General features: G+C 60.4%; 16 protein-coding genes. 6 read left to right on the forward strand and 10 right to left on the reverse strand.

Annotated features, from left to right (window positions below):
* Positions 1 to 58: 58 nt before the first annotated feature.
* The gene (locus tag CKW38_RS22660; protein ID WP_095113928.1) at positions 59 to 1051 is read right to left on the reverse strand and encodes a D-cysteine desulfhydrase; all 993 of its coding nucleotides are present in this window, start codon (positions 1049 to 1051) and stop codon (positions 59 to 61) included.
* A gap of 190 nt (positions 1052 to 1241) precedes the next feature.
* Between CKW38_RS22660 and epsC the strand changes: the two genes are divergently transcribed.
* Positions 1242 to 2168: a serine O-acetyltransferase EpsC gene (gene epsC / locus CKW38_RS22665; RefSeq protein ID WP_007918747.1), complete on the forward strand. Its 927-nt coding sequence runs from the start codon at positions 1242 to 1244 to the stop codon at positions 2166 to 2168.
* Between the two features lie 467 nt (positions 2169 to 2635).
* Positions 2636 to 4597 carry a choline transporter BetT gene (gene betT / locus CKW38_RS22670; RefSeq protein ID WP_163030199.1) on the forward strand — a complete coding sequence of 654 codons (1962 nt, stop codon included), beginning with the start codon at positions 2636 to 2638 and terminating at the stop codon, positions 4595 to 4597.
* Between the two features lie 24 nt (positions 4598 to 4621).
* Here the strand turns inward: betT and CKW38_RS22675 are convergent, their stop codons facing one another.
* Positions 4622 to 4882 (reverse strand): hypothetical protein, encoded by a 261-nt coding sequence (locus CKW38_RS22675; protein WP_093440654.1) that lies wholly within the window; start codon positions 4880 to 4882, stop codon positions 4622 to 4624.
* Positions 4883 to 5071: 189 nt separating this feature from the next.
* Entirely contained in the window at positions 5072 to 6109 is a 1038-nt protein-coding gene (locus tag CKW38_RS22680; protein WP_095113929.1) for a LacI family DNA-binding transcriptional regulator, read from the reverse strand.
* 205 nt (positions 6110 to 6314) lie between these two features.
* Between CKW38_RS22680 and CKW38_RS22685 the strand changes: the two genes are divergently transcribed.
* The 3 genes from CKW38_RS22685 (at position 6315) to mgrA (ending at position 11009) form a co-directional block, all read left to right on the forward strand.
* The gene (locus tag CKW38_RS22685) at positions 6315 to 8540 is read left to right on the forward strand and encodes a TonB-dependent receptor (RefSeq protein ID WP_095113930.1); all 2226 of its coding nucleotides are present in this window, start codon (positions 6315 to 6317) and stop codon (positions 8538 to 8540) included.
* A gap of 1 nt (position 8541) precedes the next feature.
* Entirely contained in the window at positions 8542 to 9861 is a 1320-nt protein-coding gene (locus CKW38_RS22690; protein ID WP_095113931.1) for an LLM class flavin-dependent oxidoreductase, read from the forward strand.
* Positions 9862 to 9971: 110 nt separating this feature from the next.
* Entirely contained in the window at positions 9972 to 11009 is a 1038-nt protein-coding gene (gene mgrA, locus CKW38_RS22695; protein WP_007917913.1) for an L-glyceraldehyde 3-phosphate reductase, read from the forward strand.
* Positions 11010 to 11235: 226 nt separating this feature from the next.
* Here the strand turns inward: mgrA and tauD are convergent, their stop codons facing one another.
* From tauD to CKW38_RS22730, 7 genes are all read right to left on the reverse strand, one after another.
* Positions 11236 to 12078: a taurine dioxygenase gene (gene tauD, locus CKW38_RS22700; RefSeq protein ID WP_095113932.1), complete on the reverse strand. Its 843-nt coding sequence runs from the start codon at positions 12076 to 12078 to the stop codon at positions 11236 to 11238.
* Positions 12079 to 12161: 83 nt separating this feature from the next.
* Positions 12162 to 13001: a taurine ABC transporter permease TauC gene (gene tauC / locus CKW38_RS22705; protein WP_095113933.1), complete on the reverse strand. Its 840-nt coding sequence runs from the start codon at positions 12999 to 13001 to the stop codon at positions 12162 to 12164.
* Positions 12998 to 13792: a taurine ABC transporter ATP-binding subunit gene (gene tauB / locus CKW38_RS22710; protein WP_007917917.1), complete on the reverse strand. Its 795-nt coding sequence runs from the start codon at positions 13790 to 13792 to the stop codon at positions 12998 to 13000. Before tauB ends, tauC begins: the two co-directional genes overlap by 4 nt.
* 16 nt (positions 13793 to 13808) lie before the next feature.
* The gene (gene tauA, locus CKW38_RS22715; protein WP_095113934.1) at positions 13809 to 14786 is read right to left on the reverse strand and encodes a taurine ABC transporter substrate-binding protein; all 978 of its coding nucleotides are present in this window, start codon (positions 14784 to 14786) and stop codon (positions 13809 to 13811) included.
* 314 nt (positions 14787 to 15100) lie between these two features.
* Positions 15101 to 16684 (reverse strand): glutamate--cysteine ligase, encoded by a 1584-nt coding sequence (gshA, locus tag CKW38_RS22720; RefSeq protein ID WP_095113935.1) that lies wholly within the window; start codon positions 16682 to 16684, stop codon positions 15101 to 15103.
* A 246-nt stretch (positions 16685 to 16930) separates the two neighbouring features.
* A complete protein-coding gene (locus tag CKW38_RS22725; protein ID WP_007917925.1) occupies positions 16931 to 17314 on the reverse strand; it encodes a PaaI family thioesterase in 384 nt (127 codons plus the stop codon).
* Positions 17314 to 19638: a Tex family protein gene (locus tag CKW38_RS22730; protein ID WP_095113936.1), complete on the reverse strand. Its 2325-nt coding sequence runs from the start codon at positions 19636 to 19638 to the stop codon at positions 17314 to 17316. Before CKW38_RS22730 ends, CKW38_RS22725 begins: the two co-directional genes overlap by 1 nt.
* Before the next feature lie 357 nt (positions 19639 to 19995).
* Between CKW38_RS22730 and ompR the strand changes: the two genes are divergently transcribed.
* Entirely contained in the window at positions 19996 to 20736 is a 741-nt protein-coding gene (gene ompR / locus CKW38_RS22735; protein WP_007917928.1) for a two-component system response regulator OmpR, read from the forward strand.
* Positions 20737 to 20788 lie beyond the last annotated feature (52 nt).

Below are 20788 nucleotides of genomic sequence, written 5' to 3' on the forward strand. Positions count from 1 at the left end.
GACGCGGAGCGTCCCGGGCTGCATTCCCACGCAGAGCGTGGGAACGATCAGCGATCTCTCAGAGGAAATCCTTGTAGGCGAATAACGCCGGCGCGCCGCCGGTGTGCAAGAAAATGATCGGGCCTTCATCAAAACGCTGACGTCCGATGCCATCGAGCAAGCCCGCCATTGCCTTGCCGGTGTACACCGGATCGAGCAACAGCGCTTCCTGACTCGCCAGCAACTTCACCGCCGCCAACGTCCCGGCATTCGGCTCGCCATAACGCGGGCCGAAATATTCGTCCCACAGCTCAACCTTGAAACTGGCCGGCAGCTCGACGCCGAGCAGGTCCGCCGTACGTTCGGCAAGGCCCTGAACCTTCGGCCGCTGGTCTTCTTCACTGCGCGAAACGGTCACACCAATCACCGGCAATCGGGGCAATACTTCGCTCAACGCCAAGGCCAGACCGCTGTGCGTTCCGGCACTGCCCGAGGCGAGTACCACCGCAGCGAAATCCAGACCGGTGTCCTTGATCTGCTCGGCCAGTTCCAGACCGGCACGCACGTAACCGAGCGCGCCGAGGGCATTGGAGCCGCCGATTGGCACCAGATATGGCTTCTTGCCGTTGCTGCGCAGACGTGCGGCGAGGGCGGCCAGTTGGTCGTCGGCGTTGTCGAGGTTGTCGACCAGTTCGACCTTGGTGTCGAACAGATCCAGCAGCAGGCGATTGCCGTTGCCTGTGTAGTTGCTGTCGTCAGTGCCCAGCGGATTTTCCAGCAGCGCCACGCAACCTAGGCCCAATTTGGCGGCGAGTGCGGCGGTCTGGCGAACGTGGTTCGATTGCAGCGCGCCGGCGGTGATCAGCGTATCGGCGCCTTGCGCGAGAGCGTCGGCAGCGAGGTATTCGAGCTTGCGCAGCTTGTTGCCGCCCATGGCCAGCGGCGTCAGGTCATCACGCTTGATGTACACCTCGCGGCCGAGCCAGGCGGACAGGCGTTCGAGTTTTTCCAGCGGCGTCGGGTGGCCGAGCAGGTCGAGACGGTTAAAGCGGTCCAGCTGTTGTTTGATCATGAGTCCGTACTGGAGGAGAAAGATGAAAGGACTATAGGCACGGGCTTTTGCAGGGGCAACCGTGAATCGCTTATAGCCAAATGAACTGAGGCCAGCACTATCGGTTCTTAATTCGCTCTCGCGACCATGCCGTAAAGTAGTCGCCGTTGACGCGGCCAGACAGTCCGGCCGCCCGTGAGGAGTCTTTACCGTGAGCGAGCGTTCCAGCCATTGGCAATTGCAGACCATCGTCAGTCAACTGCGCAGCGCGCGGGATCAGTGGCGGGCACAGAACGGCCGGGCGTCCGGCGAGCAGGGTGGTCGCGAGTTGCCGTCGCGGGCGGCGATGGCGGAGATTCTCGAAGCACTGTGTGGGGCGTTGTTCCCGATGCGTCTGGGGCCAGTGGATCTGCGTGAAGAAAGCGAAGACTTTTACGTCGGCCACACCCTTGATGTGGCGTTGAATGCGCTGCTGGCGCAGACCCGTCTGGAGCTGCGTTACGTTGCCCGCCACAGCGCGCAGGCCGATACTGAAGTCGAGGCCCGCGCCATTCAGATCGTGCAGGATTTTGCCTTGGCTTTACCGGGCCTGCGCGCGCTGCTCGACAGCGATGTGTTGGCGGCCTATCACGGTGATCCGGCAGCGCGCAGTGTTGATGAAGTGCTGCTGTGCTATCCGGGGATTCTGGCGGTGATTCACCATCGCCTCGCTCATCATTTGTATCGTGCCGGGCTGCCGCTGCTGGCGCGGATCAGCGCGGAAATCGCCCATTCGGCGACCGGTATCGATATCCATCCGGGCGCGCAGATCGGCCGTAGTTTCTTTATCGATCACGGCACGGGTGTGGTGATCGGCGAGACCGCGATCATTGGTGAGCGCGTGCGGATTTATCAGGCCGTGACGTTGGGCGCCAAACGCTTCCCGGCGGATGAAGACGGGCAGTTGCAGAAAGGTCATCCGCGTCATCCGATCGTTGAAGATGATGTGGTGATTTATGCCGGGGCGACGATTCTCGGGCGGATCACCATTGGCAAGGGGTCGACCATTGGCGGCAATGTGTGGCTGACGCGCAGTGTGCCGGCGGGGTGCAATCTGACTCAGGCGAATTTGCAGCATGATGACGGGACGCAGAAGTAGGGCTATTAAAAGCGTCCCTCATCGGAACGCCGCCCGCCCAGCCCTCTCCCGGAGGGAGAGGGGGCCGACCGAGGTGTCTTGCGTCATACATCGACCTGAAACACCGAGTCGATGATGGATTCGGTACAGCAGGATCATGTCGGCGTATCTCCCAAATATCCCCCAATCAGTCCCCTCTCCCTCCGGGAGAGGGCTAGGGTGAGGGGCTATTGAACGAATACCCTCAAACCCACGTCATACCCATCCTTGAGCTAGCGTAGGAAAACTACCGCCTAGCCGTACGATTAGTCCTTACCACCCCATCCATGTTTAACTTGAACGTTCATTCAAGTTAAACCGGTGGTTCGCTGCCCGCTCACAACAGGAGGCTTGCCTTTGCTGAGTCCGATCATTTCAGCCACGTTTCAACCCCTCGAGGTGCACGTTTCATGAGTGCATCGTCTACCCCCGCCAGCGGTCTGGTGCGCATGAATCCGCCGGTGTTCTACTTCGCCGCGACGGTCATTCTGCTGTTTGGTCTCGTTGTTATCGCCATGCCTGAGCAGGCCGGCGCCTGGCTGCTGGAAGCGCAAAACTGGGCGGCCAATACGGTCGGCTGGTATTACATGCTCGCGATGACCCTGTATCTGGTCTTCGTGGTGGTCACCGCCTTATCCGGCTACGGCAAGATAAAACTCGGTGCCGACCACGACGAGCCCGAATTCAGTTACCTGTCCTGGGCCGGCATGCTGTTCGCCGCCGGGATCAGCATCACGCTGTTCTTCTTCTGCGTCTCTGAACCGCTGACCCACATGCTGCAGCCACCGCAAGGTGAGGCGGGTACGGCGGATGCGGCGCGTCAGGCCATGCAGATTCTGTTTCTGCACTGGGGCCTGCATGGCTGGGGCGTGTTTGCCTTCGTCGGCATGGCGCTGGCCTATTTCGCTTACCGCCACAACCTGCCGCTGGCCCTGCGGTCGGCGCTGTATCCGCTGATCGGCAAACGCATCAACGGCCCGATCGGTTACGCGGTGGATGGCTTCGGCATCATCGCCACGGTGTTCGGTCTGGGTGCCGACATGGGTTTTGGGGTACTGCACCTCAACTCCGGTCTCGACTACCTGTTCGGTATCGCGCACACCCAGTGGATTCAGGTCGGCCTGATCACGCTGATGATGGGCGCGGCAATCATCGTGGCCGTCTCCGGCGTCGATAAAGGCGTGCGGGTGATGTCCGACATCAACATGCTGCTGGCCTGTGCGCTGCTGCTGTTCGTGTTGTTCGCCGGGCCAACCCAGCACCTGCTCAACACCCTGATCCAGAACTTGGGCGACTACCTCGGCGCCTTGCCGATGAAGAGTTTCGACCTCTACGCCTACGACAAACCGAGCGACTGGCTCGGTGGCTGGACAGTGTTCTACTGGGCCTGGTGGATTGCATGGTCGCCATTTGTGGGCCTGTTCATCGCACGGATTTCCCGTGGCCGCACCATCCGCGAATTCGTTTTCGGTGTGTTGTTGATTCCGCTCGGTTTCACCCTCGCGTGGATGTCGATTTTCGGCAACAGCGCGCTCGATCAAGTGCTCAATCACGGCATGAGCGCGTTGGGCATGTCGGCCATCGACAACCCGTCGATGAGCATTTACCTGCTGCTGGAAACGTATCCGTGGAGCAAAACCGTCATCGCTGTGACGGTGTTTATCAGCTTCGTGTTCTTCGTCACGTCTGCCGACTCCGGCACCGTGGTGCTCTCTACGTTGTCGGCCAAGGGTGGCAACCCGGACGAAGACGGGCCGAAATGGCTGCGGGTGTTCTGGGGCGCGATGACCGCGCTGATCACCAGTGCGCTGCTGTTCTCCGGCAGCATCGATGCACTGAAGTCAGCGGTGGTACTGACGTCGTTGCCGTTCTCGCTGATTCTGTTGCTGATGATGTGGGGCCTGCACAAGGCGTTCTATCTGGAGTCGCAGAAACAGATCGCGCAGTTGCATTCGCTGGCACCGGTCTCCGGTTCGCGGCGCGGCACGGGCGGCTGGCGCCAGCGCTTGAGTCAGGCTGTGCACTTCCCGTCGCGGGACGAGGTGTACCGCTTCATGGACACCACGGTGCGTCCGGCGATTGAAGAAGTGACGGCGGTGTTCGTCGAGAAAGGCCTCAACGTGGTCACCCAGCCGGATCCGGCGAATGACAGCGTCAGCCTGGAAATCGGCCATGGTGATGCGCATCCGTTCATCTATCAGGTACAGATGCGCGGTTACTTCACACCGTCGTTCGCGCGTGGCGGGATGGGCTCGAAGCAGCTCAACAATCGTCGCTACTACCGCGCCGAAGTGCATTTGAGCGAGGGCAGTCAGGACTACGATCTGGTCGGTTACACCAAAGAGCAGATCATCAACGACATCCTCGACCAGTACGAACGCCACATGCAGTTCCTGCACTTGGTACGTTGATCGACGCCTGAGCGTCGGGTCCGTTCAGGACTCGGCGCTCAGCACCATGAACAACACCATTGCCGCCACCGGCACACCGAACACCGCACTGCCAATCGCTATTTCCGAACCCACGGACTGGCCGGCATGCACCACTCCCACCGCGCCATTAATCACCGTCAATGCCAGCCACAGGGCGGCGAAGCCGTAGGCCATGGTCTGGCGGCTGAAACCGATGCGCTCGCCGATGTAGAGCATCAGCGCGAGCAGGACCAGGCCGAAGAAAATGATGATGGCGGTGTGCATGGGGCGTTCTGCCTGATGGAGGTGCAGTGCCGGGAAGAGCCCCTTCGCGAGCAGGCTCGCTCCCACAATGAAACTCGGCTGGACATAAATTTCATGTACACAGGAAATCCCTGTGGGAGCGAGCCTGCTCGCGAAAGGGCCACCTCGGTGTTCTTTAGAGCATAGCCAATCCAGCCTCTGCCATATTCCTCAGATGCTTTCCCGTTCGATCACTTGGCACTGCAACAGATTCAGCCGCTGCACCTCGTCGCTCGGCAACACGCCAAGGCTTTCCAGTACGCGGGTTGCAGCCAGTACGCCGATCTCCAGTGCCGGTGGTTTGATTGTGCTCAGACTTGGTAGCAGCATCTCGGCGAACGGGTAATCGCCGAAGCCGAGAACGGCACAGTCTTCTGGGATTTTCAAACCCGCGCGTTGCCCGGCGAGCAGGCCGCCGGCGGCGAGGTTGTCGTTGGCGAAGATGATCGCGTCGGGGCGCGCTGAGGCGCTCATCAGGGCGTCCATCGCCTGTTTGCCGGCCTCGAATGGTGCGCGATCAGCGTCAGGGGCGAAGACCCAAGGATCTAGGCCGGATTCGCGCAAGGTCGCCGCGTAACCGTCGCGGCGCTCCAGTGCGCTGAAGTCGCCCGCAGCGCTGTTCTGCACGAAGGCGATACGTTGGTAGCCTTTTCCGAGTAGATATCTGGCGGCCGTCACGCCCACTTCAAAATGCGAAAAGCCGATCTGCATCGGCTCACGATCCGGCTGGTAATCCCAGGTTTCAATCACCGGAATATCCGCTTCGGCGATCATCTTTTCCGTGCCGGCACTGTGAAAGTGACTGGTCAGCACCAGCGCCGCCGGCGACCAGCCGAGAAACGCGCGCACGGCGTTTTCTTCCTGCTCGGTACTGAAGTAACTCGACGCCAGCAACAGCTGATAGCCATGGCGACTAAGCGTATCGCTGAAACCCTGAATGGTATTGGCGAAGATCGGCCCGGAGATGTTCGGGATGACCATGCCGACGATTTTGCCCCGCGCCGAAGCCAATCCGCCGGCCACCAGATTCGGTACGTAACCCAACTCCGCCACCACCGTCGCAATCCGCTCGCGGCGCTCGGGCGAAACCTGTTCGGGCTGATTGAAATAGCGCGACACGGTAATCGCCGAAACCCCAGCCTCACGTGCCACAGCATTCAAGGTCACGCGTCCGGCGCCACGGCGTTTGCGGGGTTTTTCTTCGCTCAAGGCTCGATCCTTCTTAAAAACCAAATCGCATATAAAAGTAATTTTTCAGTATTGGACGCTCTATGTGCGGCTTGCCAATACTGTCGATGGTAGCGCTAACAAAGCGCGCTGTCTGCTACTCGCTCGAGCGAATGCCCAAGACACCGATTCAGGCGCTGTCGTCGCAGAACGGCAGCGGTTAAGGGCTAATTTCGAGCGGGCAAACATGCACAACATTCCTGGGGCGACACACACACTGGCGCAGTCGATCCGTGCGGCTGGCTGGTTATTCACGGGGTTGGCGGCACTGCCGCTGCCTAACGCATTCGCTGCCGAGAGCAGTGATCAGGAGCCGACTCTCAAATCGGTGACCGTCACCGCCACGCGCCGCGAAGAGTCGCTGCAAAAAGTGCCCGTGGCGGTCTCGGTGATCGACGGCGAACAGCTTGAGCGCGACAACCGCAACGGCGTGGCCAGTATCGTCCAGCAAGTGCCGTCGCTGAATTTCCGCACCGGCGCATCGAACAAGGACACCTCGTTATTCGTGCGCGGCGTCGGTACGATTTCCACCTCGCCTGGCGTCGAGCCGACCGTGGCGACGGTGATCGATGGCGTGGTGTATGCGCGGCCGGGGCAGTCCACGCTCGATCTGCTGGATCTGGAACGCGTCGAAGTATTGCGTGGTCCGCAAGGCACGCTGTTTGGCAAAAACGCTTCGGCCGGTGTACTCAACATCACCAGCAAGGCACCCACCGCCGAGACGCACGGTTACATCGATCAGTCGTATTACAGCGGCAACGAAAGCCGCACCCGTTTCGGCATTGGCGGCAGCCTGATACCGGACACGCTGAAAGGCTCGATCAGCACGCTGTTCGGCACCTACGACGGCAACGTCGACAACCAACACAACGGTCAAGAGGTCAACGGCTACAACCATCGTGGCGTGCGCGGAAAACTCGAATTCACCCCGAATGACGACGTCACCTTCACCTTGATCGCCGATTACATGCAGTCCCACGACGACGGTCCCAATGGCGTTGTCAGCAAGTCGCTGACCCCGGCCTTCGCCAATGCGCTGAGCCCGGTCAATGCGAGCAGCCACAACCGTGACATCAACACCGACACCCGCTCACACGTTGAGGACATCAACAAAGGTCTGTCCGGCCAACTCGACTGGCAACTGGGCGAATACACCCTGACGTCGATCACCGCATGGCGTGGCTGGGACAACACCCAATATCAGGACGGCGACCGTCTCGGCACAGTGACCGCCGCGTTCCCCGGCACCGCGGACAAGGGCGATCTGGCCTTCGATCAATACTCGCAAGAGTTGCGTCTGGCCTCGCCGAAGGGCGAGTTCCTCGAATACGTCGGCGGTCTGTTCTACATGCACGGCAAGGACGACGAGACCTATCAGCGCACGCTGACAACGACCACGCGCACCGATCGCGGCGTCGCTGATTACAGCACCAGCAGCGACAGCTATGCGGTGTTCGGGGAGAGCACGCTGAACTTCACGTCGGACTTTCGCGGCATCGCCGGCCTGCGCTACACCCACGATGATCTCGAATACGATCACCGCCGCGTTTCGACCTCCGCGACCACGGTCAGCGGTATCCAACCGGCGACCAGCAGCTCAGGTTCTGTCGACGAAGACGGCTGGTCCGGCCGCCTCGGTGTGCAGTACGACTTGAGCGACGCCGTCACTACGTATCTGACCTATTCGCGCGGTTACAAAGGCCCGGCCTACAACGTGTTCTTCAATATGCAGCCGCGTGATACCGAAGCACTGAAACCGGAAACCTCCAACACCTGGGAAGCGGGGATCAAAGCGACGAGCTGGAACAATCGCCTGACCACCAACCTCGCGGTGTTCCACAGCGAGTACGACAACTATCAGGCGAACTTCTTCGACACCGTCGCCGGCCAGGTTGTGACGCGTCTGATCAACGCCGGCAGTGTCAGTACCGAAGGCGTCGAACTCGATTACGCCTTGCAGGCCACTCAGCAATTGAAGCTGTCCGGAGCGCTGGCTTACACCCGCGCGCGCATCGACGAATTCGCCTGCCCGGCGGGCGCGGCGGCGTCGTGCAACGTTAACGGCAAACCGCTGCCGTTCAGCCCGGACTGGAAAAGCTACGTGCGCGCCGACTACAGCATCCCGCTGGATAACGGTCTGGATATCGAACTCGGCACCGACTACAGCTGGCAGAGCGAAGTGCAGTACGACATCAGCCAGAATCCCGACACCAAGCAGGGCGCCTACGGCCTGTGGAACGCCAGCGTCGCTCTGGCCGATTACAGCAACGGCTGGCGCGTCGCGCTGCTGGGCAAGAACCTCACCGACAAGTCCTATTCGCCATTGCTCGCCAGCGGCGGCAATTACATTTATCGCGCCGTGCCACGGGATGACGAGCGCTACTTCGGCGTGCAACTGCGCAAGGATTTTTGAGATGAGCAGACAGTTGAAACTCGGCGCGTTTCTCATGGCCACCGGGCACCACGTGGCGGCGTGGCGTCATCCGGAGGTGCCGGCCAACGCCGGCCTGGATTTCACCCACTACAAACAACTGGCGCAGATTGCCGAGGCGGCGAAGTTCGATGCGTTGTTTGTCGCTGACAGCGTCGCCGCGCCGACTCAGGACATCGCCAGTCGTATGGCGCGGTCGGATCATTTTGAACCGCTGACGTTGCTCGCGGCCTTGAGTGCGGTGACCGAGCACATCGGCCTTATCGCCACGGCGACCACCAGCTACAACGAGCCGTATCACGTGGCGCGCAAATTCGCTTCGCTCGATCACCTTTCCGGTGGCCGTGCGGGGTGGAATCTGGTGACCTCGGACAATGCTGCCGAGGCGCTGAATTTTGGTCGTGATGAGCATATCGGCCATGCCGAACGCTACAGCCGTGCGCGCGAATTTCATCAGGTAGTGACCGGGCTTTGGGACAGTTGGGAGGATGATGCGTTTGCGCGCGACAAGGCCAGTGGGGCGTATTACGACCCGTCGAAACTGCATGTGCTGGATCACGTTGGTGAACACTTCAGGGTCAAAGGTCCGCTGAACGTTGCGCGTTCGCCGCAGGGGCAACCGGTGATTGTTCAGGCTGGCTCTTCGGAAACCGGGCGCGAATTGGCGGCGCAAACCGCTGAAGTGGTGTTCACCGCACAGACTTCGCTGGCCAGTGCCCAAGCGTTTTACGCCGACCTCAAGGGACGTCTGCCCAAGTACGGGCGCAGCGCCGATTCGCTGAAAATCATGCCCGGGGTTTTTGTCGTGGTCGGCGGCAGCGAAGCCGAAGCACAGGAAAAATGTGAAACGTTTCAGCAATTAGTCGAACCCGAGGTTGGCGTTGCCTTGCTTGGGCGTATGCTGGGTAACTTCGATTTGTCGAAGTACCCGCTGGACGGGCCGTTGCCGGACTTGCCGCTGACGGAAAACGGTCAGCAGAGCCGGCAGAAATTGCTGACGGAATTGGCGGGGCGGGAGAACCTGAGCCTTGCCGAGCTCGGTCGCAAGATAGCCGGCGGGCGTGGGCATTACAGCCTGGTTGGTACGCCGGAGCAGATCGCTGATCGCTTGCAGGAGTGGTTCGAACAGGGCGCGGCGGACGGCTTCAACGTGCTGGTACCCCACTTGCCGGGCGGTCTCGAAGACTTCGCCAATGGCGTGGTCCCGGAACTGCAACGACGTGGGTTGTTCAGAACTGAATACGAAGGCCGGACGTTGCGCGAGAACCTTGGCCTGGCTCGACCCGGCAATAGATTTTTGTAGCACCCAATCGCTAGCAGGCTAGCTCCCACAGGAGACTGCATTCCAATGTGGGAGCTAGCCTGCTAGCGATGAAGTCGACACCCATTTCAAGACAGACAAGAGAGGATTCGATGACTTACACCGCTGCCGAAAACCGCTACGACTCCATCCCTTACCGCCGCGTCGGGCGCAGTGGTCTGGTACTGCCGGCGCTGTCGCTGGGTCTGTGGCACAACTTTGGCGACAGCACGCCGATCGACACCCAGCGCGCCTTGCTGCGCACAGCGTTTGATCTGGGTATCAACCACTTCGACCTGGCCAACAATTACGGCCCGCCGTATGGCAGCGCCGAGATCAATTTCGGTCGTCTGCTGCGCGAAGACTTCAAGCAGTACCGCGACGAACTGATCATCTCCAGCAAGGCCGGTTGGGACATGTGGCCCGGCCCTTACGGCCAGGGCGGTGGCTCGCGTAAATACGTGCTGGCCAGCCTCGACCAGAGCCTGCAACGCCTCGGTCTGGACTATGTGGATATCTTCTATTCGCACCGCTTCGACCCGGACACCCCGCTGGAAGAAACCGCCAGCGCCCTGGCTACAGCCGTGCAGCAGGGCAAGGCGTTGTACATCGGTATCTCGTCGTACTCGGGGGTGAAAACCCGTGAGATCGCGGCGCTGTTGAAAGAGTGGAAAGTGCCGCTGCTGATTCATCAGCCGGCTTACAACCTGCTCAATCGCTGGGTGGAAAAAGACCTGCTGGATACCACCGATGAACTCGGTACTGGCGTGATTGCTTTCACTCCACTGGCGCAAGGTCTGCTCACCGACAAATACCTCAATGGCGTGCCGGCGGATGCGCGGGTCAATCGTCCGGGCGGTGGTTCGTTGCAGGCTTCGCACCTGTCCGAGGCCAACATTGCTCATGTGCGGGCGTTGAATGAAATCGCCAAGCGTCGTGGCCAGAGCCTGGCGCAATTGGCGTTGGCGTGGACGCTGCGCGATCCTCGGGTGACGTCGGCGCTGATTGGTGCGAGCCGGCCGGAGCAGATTATCGAGAACGTCGGGGCGTTGAAGAATTTGAGTTTCAGTGCTGAAGAGTTGGCAGAGATTGACCGGTTTGCCCAAGAGGGCGGGATCAATCTTTGGGAGAAGCCTTCGACGGCGGAGTGATGAAGATTGGGTTGGGTCAGCAAGATCCAACCCCCTCACCCCAGCCCTCTCCCCCAGGCGGGCGAGGGGGAAAGGGAGCAGATCTTCATGCCTTTCAAAACTTGAATTCAACCCGACATTTCAGGTCGATGTAGCTCGTACAAACACCTCGGTCAGTCCCCTCTCCCTCGGGGCGGTCCGACGTTTCGGGAGGGTTAGGGTGAGGGGCTTTTGGCTTTAAAACGTCTCAACGAAAAAACGGCACATCCCCCAACACCGTCGCCCGCTGCATCACCCGCCGCTCCGGCCGATAATCATCCACCGCGTAATGCTGCGTCACGCGGTTATCCCAGAACGCAATGTCGTCCTTTTGCCAGCGCCAGCGAATGGTGAATTCCGGCCGCGTCGCGTGGGCAAACAGAAACTTCAGAATCGCCTCGCTCTCGGTTTCCGACAGCTCATTGATCTTCGACGTAAACCCTTCATTGACGAACAACGAGTGCCGCCCGCTGACCGGATGCGTACGAATCACCGGGTGCGACAGCGGTGGATTCTTGCGTCGAGCTTCTTCCCACTGCGCCAGCGCTTCAGGCGTATTGCCGTAGCGCTCCAGCGGAAACGAGCGAGTGAAATCGTGAGTCGCGGTCAGCCCTTCGAGCAAGCCTTTCAGCGGCGCTGACAGCGCTTCATAAGCTGCAATCCCGCTGGCCCACAAGGTATCGCCACCGAATTCCGGCAACAGCTTTGCACTGAGCACGGCGCCCATCGCAGGTGTCGGCAGGAAGGTCACGTCGGTGTGCCAGATCGCGTTGTCGCGCACGTCGGTGACGGCGGTGTCGAGGATCAGCACTTCCGGTTGTTCCGGTACGTTTGGGTAGATCGGGTGAATGTGCAGGTCGCCGAAATAGGCGGCGAAACGTGCCTGTTGCGAAGGCTCGATTGGCTGGTTGCGGAAGAACAACACTTGATACTTGAGCAGCGCCTGTTCGATGGCGTCGCGGTGTTCCAGGGTCAACGGCTGGCTGATGTCGACGCCGCTGATTTGCGCGCCTAGGGCCGAGCTTAACGGGGTGATGTTGAGGCTGCTCATGGTCTTTCTCTTAAATTCCGGATAATCACCCCCTGTAGGAGCTGCCTGCGGCAGCTCCTACAGGGGGTGATTCAAAAAATGCTTTAGTGGGCCTGGCCGTGCCACGGCACCAGTTTGCGCTGCAGGGCGCGCAGGCCCATTTCCATGGTGAAGGCGATCAGGGCGATGACCAGAATCCCCAGCACCACCACATCGGTGACCAGGAATTGCGCGGCCGACTGCACCATGAAGCCCAAACCGCTGGTGGCGGCGATCAGTTCAGCCGCGACCAGCGTCGACCAACCAACCCCCAGACCAATGCGCACGCCCGTCAAAATGTCCGGCAACGCGCTCGGCAAAATCACATGACGAATCAGCTGCAAACGCGTCGCACCTAACGACTGCGCCGCACGCAATTTCGCTGGATCAACCGTGCGCACGCCGGTGGCAGTAGCGATGGCAATCGGCGCGAAAATCGCCAGATAAATCAGCAGCACTTTCGACAACTCGCCGATGCCGCACCAGATCACGATCAGCGGCAGATAAGCCAGCGGCGGAATAGGGCGGTAGAACTCGATCAGCGGATCGAGCACGCCACGGGCGATACGGTTGGCGCCGATCGCGATGCCCACCGGTACGGCAGTCAGAATCGCAAAACCGAGGCCCAGACCGATGCGGCTCAGGCTCGCGCCGAGGTGCTGCCACAACGTCGAATCCATATAGCCCGTGGTCGCCAGCAACCAGCCCTTTTGCAGCACGGCGGAGGGGGGTGGCAGGAACAGCGGTTCGATCAATCCAGTAGCAGTCACCGCCCACCAGATGGCCAACAAAGCGAACAACGTCAGCAGGCTTATCCAGCGTGTACTGAGGCTGCGGCGCAGCGGAATCGCCACCGACACGGTGGCGGGTTTTACCGCCGCCGAGGAAACGTCGTAACTGCTCATGCGCGCTCCTGCCGTTGCCCGGCGCTGCGTTGCGAGAACACTTTGCTCAGCACGTGTTCGCGGGTTTCGATAAAACGCGGATCGGATTTGATCGCGCGGGCGGACTCACCGGCGGCGTAACGCTGACCGAAGTCCAAGTGCAGACGCTCCACGATCTGCCCCGGATTCGGCGCGAGCAGAATCAGGTCAGTGGCGAGGAATACCGCTTCTTCAATGTCATGGGTAATCAGGAAAACCGGCTTGGCCGTGCGCTGCCAGACTTGCAGTAATAACTCCTGCATCTGTTCGCGGGTGAACGCGTCGAGGGCGCCGAAGGGTTCGTCCATCAGCAATACGCGCGGATCAGCGGCGAGGGCGCGGGCGAGGCCGACGCGTTGTTTCTGGCCACCGGAAAGCTGCCAGATACGACGGCTTTCGAAACCGGAGAGGTCAACCAGTGCGAGCATTTCGCGGGCGATCTTTTCGCGCTTGTCTTTGGCGACACCAGCCAGTTCCAGACCGAACGCGACATTGGCCAACACATCCTGCCAGGGCAGCAAAGCATCGTCCTGGAACACCACGCCACGTTCGGCGCTCGGGCCTTTGACCGGTACGCCGTCGAGGGTGATGCGCCCGGCACTCGGTTCGACGAAACCGGCAATCAGGTTCAACAGCGAAGTCTTGCCACTGCCGGACGGGCCGAGGGCGACCAGCAATTGCTGAGGCCCCAGGGTCAGAGAAATATCCGCCAGCACCGGTGTCGGGCTGCCCGGGTACTGTGCGCTGATGCGCTCCAGCTGTAGCAAGGCCATCGCAGTTAACTCCCGATCAGTTGGTGATGTATTTGGCGCTGACGTACGGCGCGTAGTCCGGCAGAACGGCTTCGACCTTGCCTTGCTCCTTGAGGAACGCGGCGGTGTCGGTGATGGCTTTGGTGGTCGGCGCGCCGAGGCTGACGACCTGATCCGCCGCCAGCGGGTAGACGTTGCCTTGCAGCAGCAACGGAATGTCGCTGGCCTTGGCGCCGGAGAGTTTCACCAGTTTGTCGACGTTGGACTGATTGGCGAGCCAGGCTTTCGGGTCTTTGCGGTAGTCGGCGTAGGCGTCGAGGGTGACCTTGGCGAAGGCGGTGACGATTTCCGGATGCTTCTCGGCGAAGTCCTTGCGCACGATCCACGCGTCGAAAGTCGGCGCGCCGAACTTGGCCAGCTCGCCGGAAGTGATCAGTACTTTGCCGTTTTCCTTGGCCACGCCCAGCGCCGGATCCCACACGTAAGTGGCGTCGATGTCACCGCGTTTCCACGCCGCGATGATCGCTGGCGGCGCGAGGTTGAGCACGGTGACTTTCGCTGGATCGATGTTCCAGTGTTTCAGCGCGGCGAGCAGGCTGTAGTGACCGGTGGACACGAACGGCACGGCGATTTTCTTGCCGATCAGATCTTGCGGGGTCTTGATGCCGGAACCGTCGCGAGCGACCAGTGCTTCAGCGGCGCCGATCTGCGTGGCGATGAGGAAGGTTTCGACCGGGACTTTGCGGGTGATCGCGGCAGTCAGCGGGCTGGAGCCGAGGTAGCCGATCTGCACGTCACCGGAGGCGATGGCGGCGATGATGTCGGCGCCGTTATCGAACTTGCGCCAGGCGATGTCGGCTTTGGTGGCTTTTTCGTAAGCGCCGTCGGCCTGAGCGACTTTTGCCGGGTCAACAGTGGTTTGGTAGGCGACGGTGAGGTCGGCGGCCTGAGCCAGGAAACTTGCGGCAGCCAAGGAGGCTACGGCGAGCAGGCGAAGCGGGAAATTCAGTTTCATTGAACAGCTCCATATCAGGCGACCGAGCGTCGGCGTGAAAGGAGACTAAATGATCTAAGAATCAGTAAATAAATAACTTTTTAGAATGAGCTTATGAGTGGAAAAATCTAAGCGGGAGATGTGTTCGAGAAAAGTTGTGTCATTGAGATCCAGCCCCTCACCCCAGCCCTCTCCCAATGGGAGAGGGGGAAAGGGAGCAGATCGGGGGCTTTTCAAATCCTGAGTTCGACTTGGTCGTTCAGGTCGGTGTAGCTCGAACTGACAACACGGTCAGTCCCCTCTCCCTCTGGGAGAGGGTTAGGGTGAGGGGCTCTTCAGTTGCTGATCGCCAAAATACTCGCCTGATACGACCCAACAAACACGTCAAAATCCCCCACCTCGTTCTGCTCCAGCTCAGCCTGCGCTGCCAGCGACGTACGCGCCAGCTCCTCGAACTTCGCCTGCTCATCCGCCGCCAAAGGCTCACTACGGAAAAACTCGGCATGCGCCTGGCTCTGACGCAACGAGAACTGCGCAAAGCTTTCCTTGTGCTCAGCCATCGCCGCCAGCACTTGCGCGGATGGCGTCAGGGACGGGTCGTTGACCTTGGCCAGTTGTGCATCCAGCGCCTTGCTGTGCGCATCACCGCCATGGCTCTGATCCAGCAACGCCGCCAATGGAGCAATTTGTTCCAGCAGTTCGGCTGCCCAGGTCTTCATCTCCACCGACTCACCGTCACGCTGCAATTGCAGACCCGGACGACGACCTTCCTTGACCACGCTGAGGAAGTTCGATGTGGCGTTGCCGCACGACGTGTTGGTCAGCAGCGGACTATCGTTCAGCGCGCAATACAGCAGGAACGCGTCGAGGAAGCGCGACTCGGTGAGGTCGATGCCCATTGGCAGGAACGGGTTGATGTCCAGGCAACGCACTTCGACGTACTGAATGCCACGGGCCACCAGCGCCTGAATCGGCCGCTCGCCGGTGTAGGTCACGCGTTTCGGGCGGATGTTGGAGTAGTACTCGTTTTCGATCTGCAGGATGTTGGTGTTGAGTTGCACCCACTCGCCATCCTGGTGCGTGCCGACTTCAACGTACGGCGCGTACGGCGTGGCCACGGCTTTGCGCAGGCTGTCGGTGTAGCTCGCCAGATCGTTGTAGCACGGGGTCAGACCGGCCTGGGCGTTGCTCTGGTAACCGAGGTCGCTCATGCGCAGGCTGGTGGCGTACGGCAGATACAAGGTGTCCGGATCGAGCTGTTCCAGCTGATGCGAACGACCACGCAGGAAACCGGCGTCCAGCGCAGGCGATGCACCGAACAGGTACATCAGCAGCCAGCTGTAACGACGGAAATTACGGATCAGCGCGATGTAGGAAAACGACTGAAAATCGCGATCAGTGCCGACAAACCCTTCGGTCTCGCGCAGCAGCGGCCAGAGCTTTTCCGGCAGGGAGAAGTTGTAGTGAATCCCGGCGATGCACTGCATGGTCTTGCCGTAACGCAGGGCCAGGCCCTTGCGGTAGACGTATTTGAGCTGACCGATGTTGGAGGTGCCGTAATAGGCGATCGGGATGTCTTCCTCGGCCGGCAACGGGCACGGCATCGATGGACTCCACAGGTACTCGTTGCCGAGTTTGCTGTAGGCAAAACGGTGAATCTTGTCCAGGCTCGCCAAGGTATCAGCCGGATCCGGCAGGGCGGGCGTGATGAATTCCAGCAGCGACTCGGAGTAGTCGGTGGTGATCTGTTCGTTGGTCAGCGCGGAACCCAAGGCTTCGGGGTGCGGCGTTTGCGCCAGGCGACCTTCGCTGGTCACGCGCAGGCATTCACGTTCGATACCGTGCAGGCACTGCTCGAGCAGAGAGAGGTTAGCGCGCTCGCCGAGCAGAGCCAGGCGGCGGTTGAGAAGTTCGCTCAATTTGGATTCCTTCACGCGTCAGTCGCCCCAATATGGGGGTGGGCAGGACGGTCTACAAGGGTGAAGTTGAAACTGGCGTTATCGCCTGGTTTTTCTAGCCGGTCAGCCGCACACATACCTGTAGGAGCTGCCGCAGGCTGCGATCTTTTGATCTTGCTATTGAAAAACAAAATCAAAAGATCGCAGCCTGCGGCAGCTCCCACAGGATTCGTTGCGCCGAAATTAACTCAAATTGATGGCGTCTAGCTACAGGACAGCGAACGTGCCTTGCGCTTTTGCGACCAGTTTGTCGCCCTGCATCACGTCGGCTTCGACCACCAACGTGCGGCGGCCCGGGTGAATCACCCGCGCCGTGCACAGCACCTCACCGTCGGAAACGGCGCGGATATAGTTGATCTTGCACTCGATGGTCGCGCTCTGCTGATCAAAGCCGTGGGTGCTGGAACAGGCCAGCCCCATGGCGATGTCGACCAGACTGAACAGCGCGCCACCGTGCAATTTGCCGCCGCGATTGCGCAGTTCCGGTTCCAGCACCAGGGCGACTTGCGCCACCCCGGTTTCCAGGCTGTGCAGGCGGCAGCCCAACAGCTTGAAAAACGCGCTCTCGACGAGCCCGGCCGGAATCTCCATCAGCGTTTCTTCAACTGCTTGGCGTTGGCGAACAGCGAGGCCATCGCGTTGTTCACTGGCGCTGCGGTCGCGGTTTCCTTGCGTGGTGCGTTGTTCGAAGGCTGGCGTTGCGCCGAGCCCGGACGCGAGCCACGGGCACCGTCGATTTTCTCGCCCGGGGTGTCGCCCATGCGCATCGACAGGCCAACGCGTTTGCGCGGGATGTCGACTTCCATGACCTTCACTTTCACCACGTCACCGGCCTTCACCGCTTCACGTGGATCCTTGATGAACTTCTCCGACAGCGCCGAAATGTGCACCAGACCGTCCTGATGCACGCCGATGTCGACGAATGCGCCGAACGCGGTCACGTTGGTCACCACGCCTTCGAGGATCATCCCCAGTTGCAGGTCTTTCAGATCTTCGACGCCTTCCTGGAACTCGGCAGTCTTGAACTCCGGACGCGGGTCGCGGCCGGGTTTTTCCAGTTCCTGGATGATGTCGGTGACGGTTGGCAGGCCGAAGGTTTCGTCGGTGAATTTCTTCGGATCCAGACGCTTGAGGAAGCTTGCATCACCGATCAGCGAGCGGATGTCGCGGTCGGTTTCAGCGGCAATGCGCTGCACCAGCGGATAGGCTTCCGGGTGAACCGCCGACGAATCCAGCGGGTTGTCGCCGTTCATCACGCGCAAGAAACCGGCGGCCTGTTCGAAGGTTTTTTCGCCCAGACGTGCGACTTTTTTCAGCGCCGCGCGGGTTTTGAAGGCGCCGTGCTCATCGCGGTGCGTCACGATGTTCTGCGCCAGCGTCGCGTTGAGGCCGGAGATCCGCGCAAGCAGTGCTACCGAAGCAGTGTTCACATCAACGCCGACGGCGTTCACGCAATCCTCGACCACTGCGTCCAGGCCACGCGCCAGTTTCAACTGCGACACGTCGTGCTGGTATTGGCCGACACCGATGGATTTCGGATCGATTTTCACCAGTTCTGCCAGTGGATCCTGCAGACGACGAGCGATGGATACGGCGCCACGGATCGACACGTCCAGATCCGGGAATTCCTTGGCCGCCAGTTCCGACGCCGAGTACACCGATGCACCCGCTTCGGAAACCATGACCTTGGTCATCTTCATCGCTGGATACTTTTTGATCAGCTCGATGGCCAGTTTGTCGGTTTCGCGGCTGGCGGTGCCGTTGCCGATGGCGATCAGGTCAACCGAGTGCTTGGCGCACAGGGCGGCCAGAATGGCGATGGTCTGATCCCACTTGTTGTGCGGCACGTGCGGGTAAACCGTGGCGTGATCCAGCAGCTTGCCAGTCGAGTCGACCACGGCCACTTTGCAACCGGTACGCAGGCCCGGGTCGAGACCCAGAGTCGCGCGCGGGCCTGCTGGGGCGGCCAGCAGCAAGTCGTGCAGGTTGTGGGCGAACACGTTGATCGCTTCGGTTTCGGCGCCGTCACGCAGTTCGCCGAGCAGGTCGGTTTCCAGATGCGTGTAGAGCTTGACCTTCCAGGTCCAGCGCACCACTTCGCCGAGCCATTTGTCGGCCGGGCGGTTCTGGTTCTGGATGTTGAATTGCTGGCCGATCATGCCTTCGCACGGGTGCATGGTCCCCGGCAGTTCATCGCCGACTTTCAGCGCGGAGCTGAGGATGCCTTCGTTGCGGCCACGGAAAATGGCGAGCGCGCGGTGCGACGGCATGCTTTTCAGCGGTTCGTCGTGTTCGAAGTAGTCGCGGAACTTGGCGCCTTCTTCTTCCTTGCCAGCGATGACGCGGGCACTGAGGGTCGCTTCCTGCTTGAGATAGTTACGCAGTTTTTCCAGCAGGCTGGCGTCTTCGGCGAAGCGCTCCATGAGGATGTACTTGGCGCCTTCGAGGGCGGCTTTGACATCGGCCACGCCTTTTTCGGCGTCGACGAAGCGTGCGGCTTCGGTTTCCGGGTTCAGGTTCGGGTCGTTGAACAGGCCGTCCGCCAAGTCGCCGAGGCCGGCTTCCAGGGCAATCTGGCCCTTGGTGCGGCGCTTCTGCTTGTACGGCAGGTACAAGTCTTCGAGGCGGGTCTTGGTGTCGGCGAGTTTGATGTCGCGCTCGAGGGCAGGGGTGAGTTTGCCTTGCTCTTCGATGCTGGCGAGGATGCTGATGCGCCGTTCGTCGAGTTCTCGCAGGTAGCGCAGACGTTCTTCCAGATGACGCAACTGGGTGTCATCGAGGCTGCCGGTGACTTCTTTCCGGTAACGGGCGATGAAGGGAACGGTAGAGCCTTCATCGAGTAGCGCGACGGCCGCTTCGACCTGTTGTGGGCGTACACCGAGTTCCTCGGCAATGCGGCTGTTGATGCTGTCCATAAAACCACCTGACATATTGTGAAAGCAGGCTCGCAGGCACGGAAATAAAGGCCCGGAGTCTGGTTGAGCGGCTAGAAAATTGCCGCTGCCTGGGTCAAAAGGCAGCCCATTGACCCGTGAAATCGAACAATTACTGCGCTCGGCAGGAAAAAAGCCTGCCACCTGCGGTAACGATTCAGACGTTGCCTGGCACAAAACGCCGCGCATTATAACCAGCGTTCTGTCGTTCGGGGGCGTTGCAGTCTGTAGGCATAAACCCCGGTTTTCTGGCAGTGAAGGAAAAATCTGCTAACAATGCACACGGTGCGTATAACGGCAGCTACGCCATAATGCGCGCCGAGCTAAAAGGAGCATCCAATGAGCAGCACTGCACAAACTGCTGAAGGCGAAAAAATTCTCATCGTTGACGACGATCCGGGCCTGAGCAGCCTGCTGGAGCGTTTTTTCGTCAGCAAGGGCTACCGTGCCCGCACCGTACCGAACACCGAACAGATGGATCGTTTGCTGTCGCGTGAAGTTTTCAATCTGGTCGTCCTCGACCTGATGCTGCCCGGCGAAGACGGTCTGACCGCTTGCCGCCGTCTGCGTGGCGCGAACAACCAGATTCCGATCATCATGCTCACCGCCAAGGGCGATGAGTTGAGCCGCATCAAGGGCCTGGAACTGGGCGCCGACGATTATCTGGCCAAGCCGTTCAACCCGGACGAACTGATGGCCCGCGTCAAAGCCGTGTTGCGTCGTCAGGCCACACCGGTACCAGGCGCACCGGGCAGTGAAGACGAAAACGTCACGTTCGGTGATTACGTCTTGTCGCTGGCCACCCGCGAACTGAAACGCGGCGACGAAGTGCACATGCTCACCACCGGTGAGTTTGCGGTACTCAAGGCTCTGGTGATGAACGCACGTCAGCCGCTGACTCGCGACAAGTTGATGAACCTGGCCCGTGGCCGCGAGTGGGATGCCCTCGAGCGTTCCATCGATGTGCAGATTTCCCGTCTGCGCCGCATGATCGAGCCGGATCCATCGAAGCCGCGCTACATCCAGACCGTCTGGGGCGTGGGCTACGTGTTTGTACCGGATGGCGCCGCCACCAAGTGATCGGCGATTTGTAGGAGCGAGTCTGCAGGTTTTGGTCGAACGGCCAGGCCCG

The organism is Pseudomonas sp. Irchel 3H7 (assembly GCF_900187605.1).
Taxonomy (GTDB): Bacteria; Pseudomonadota; Gammaproteobacteria; order Pseudomonadales; family Pseudomonadaceae; genus Aquipseudomonas.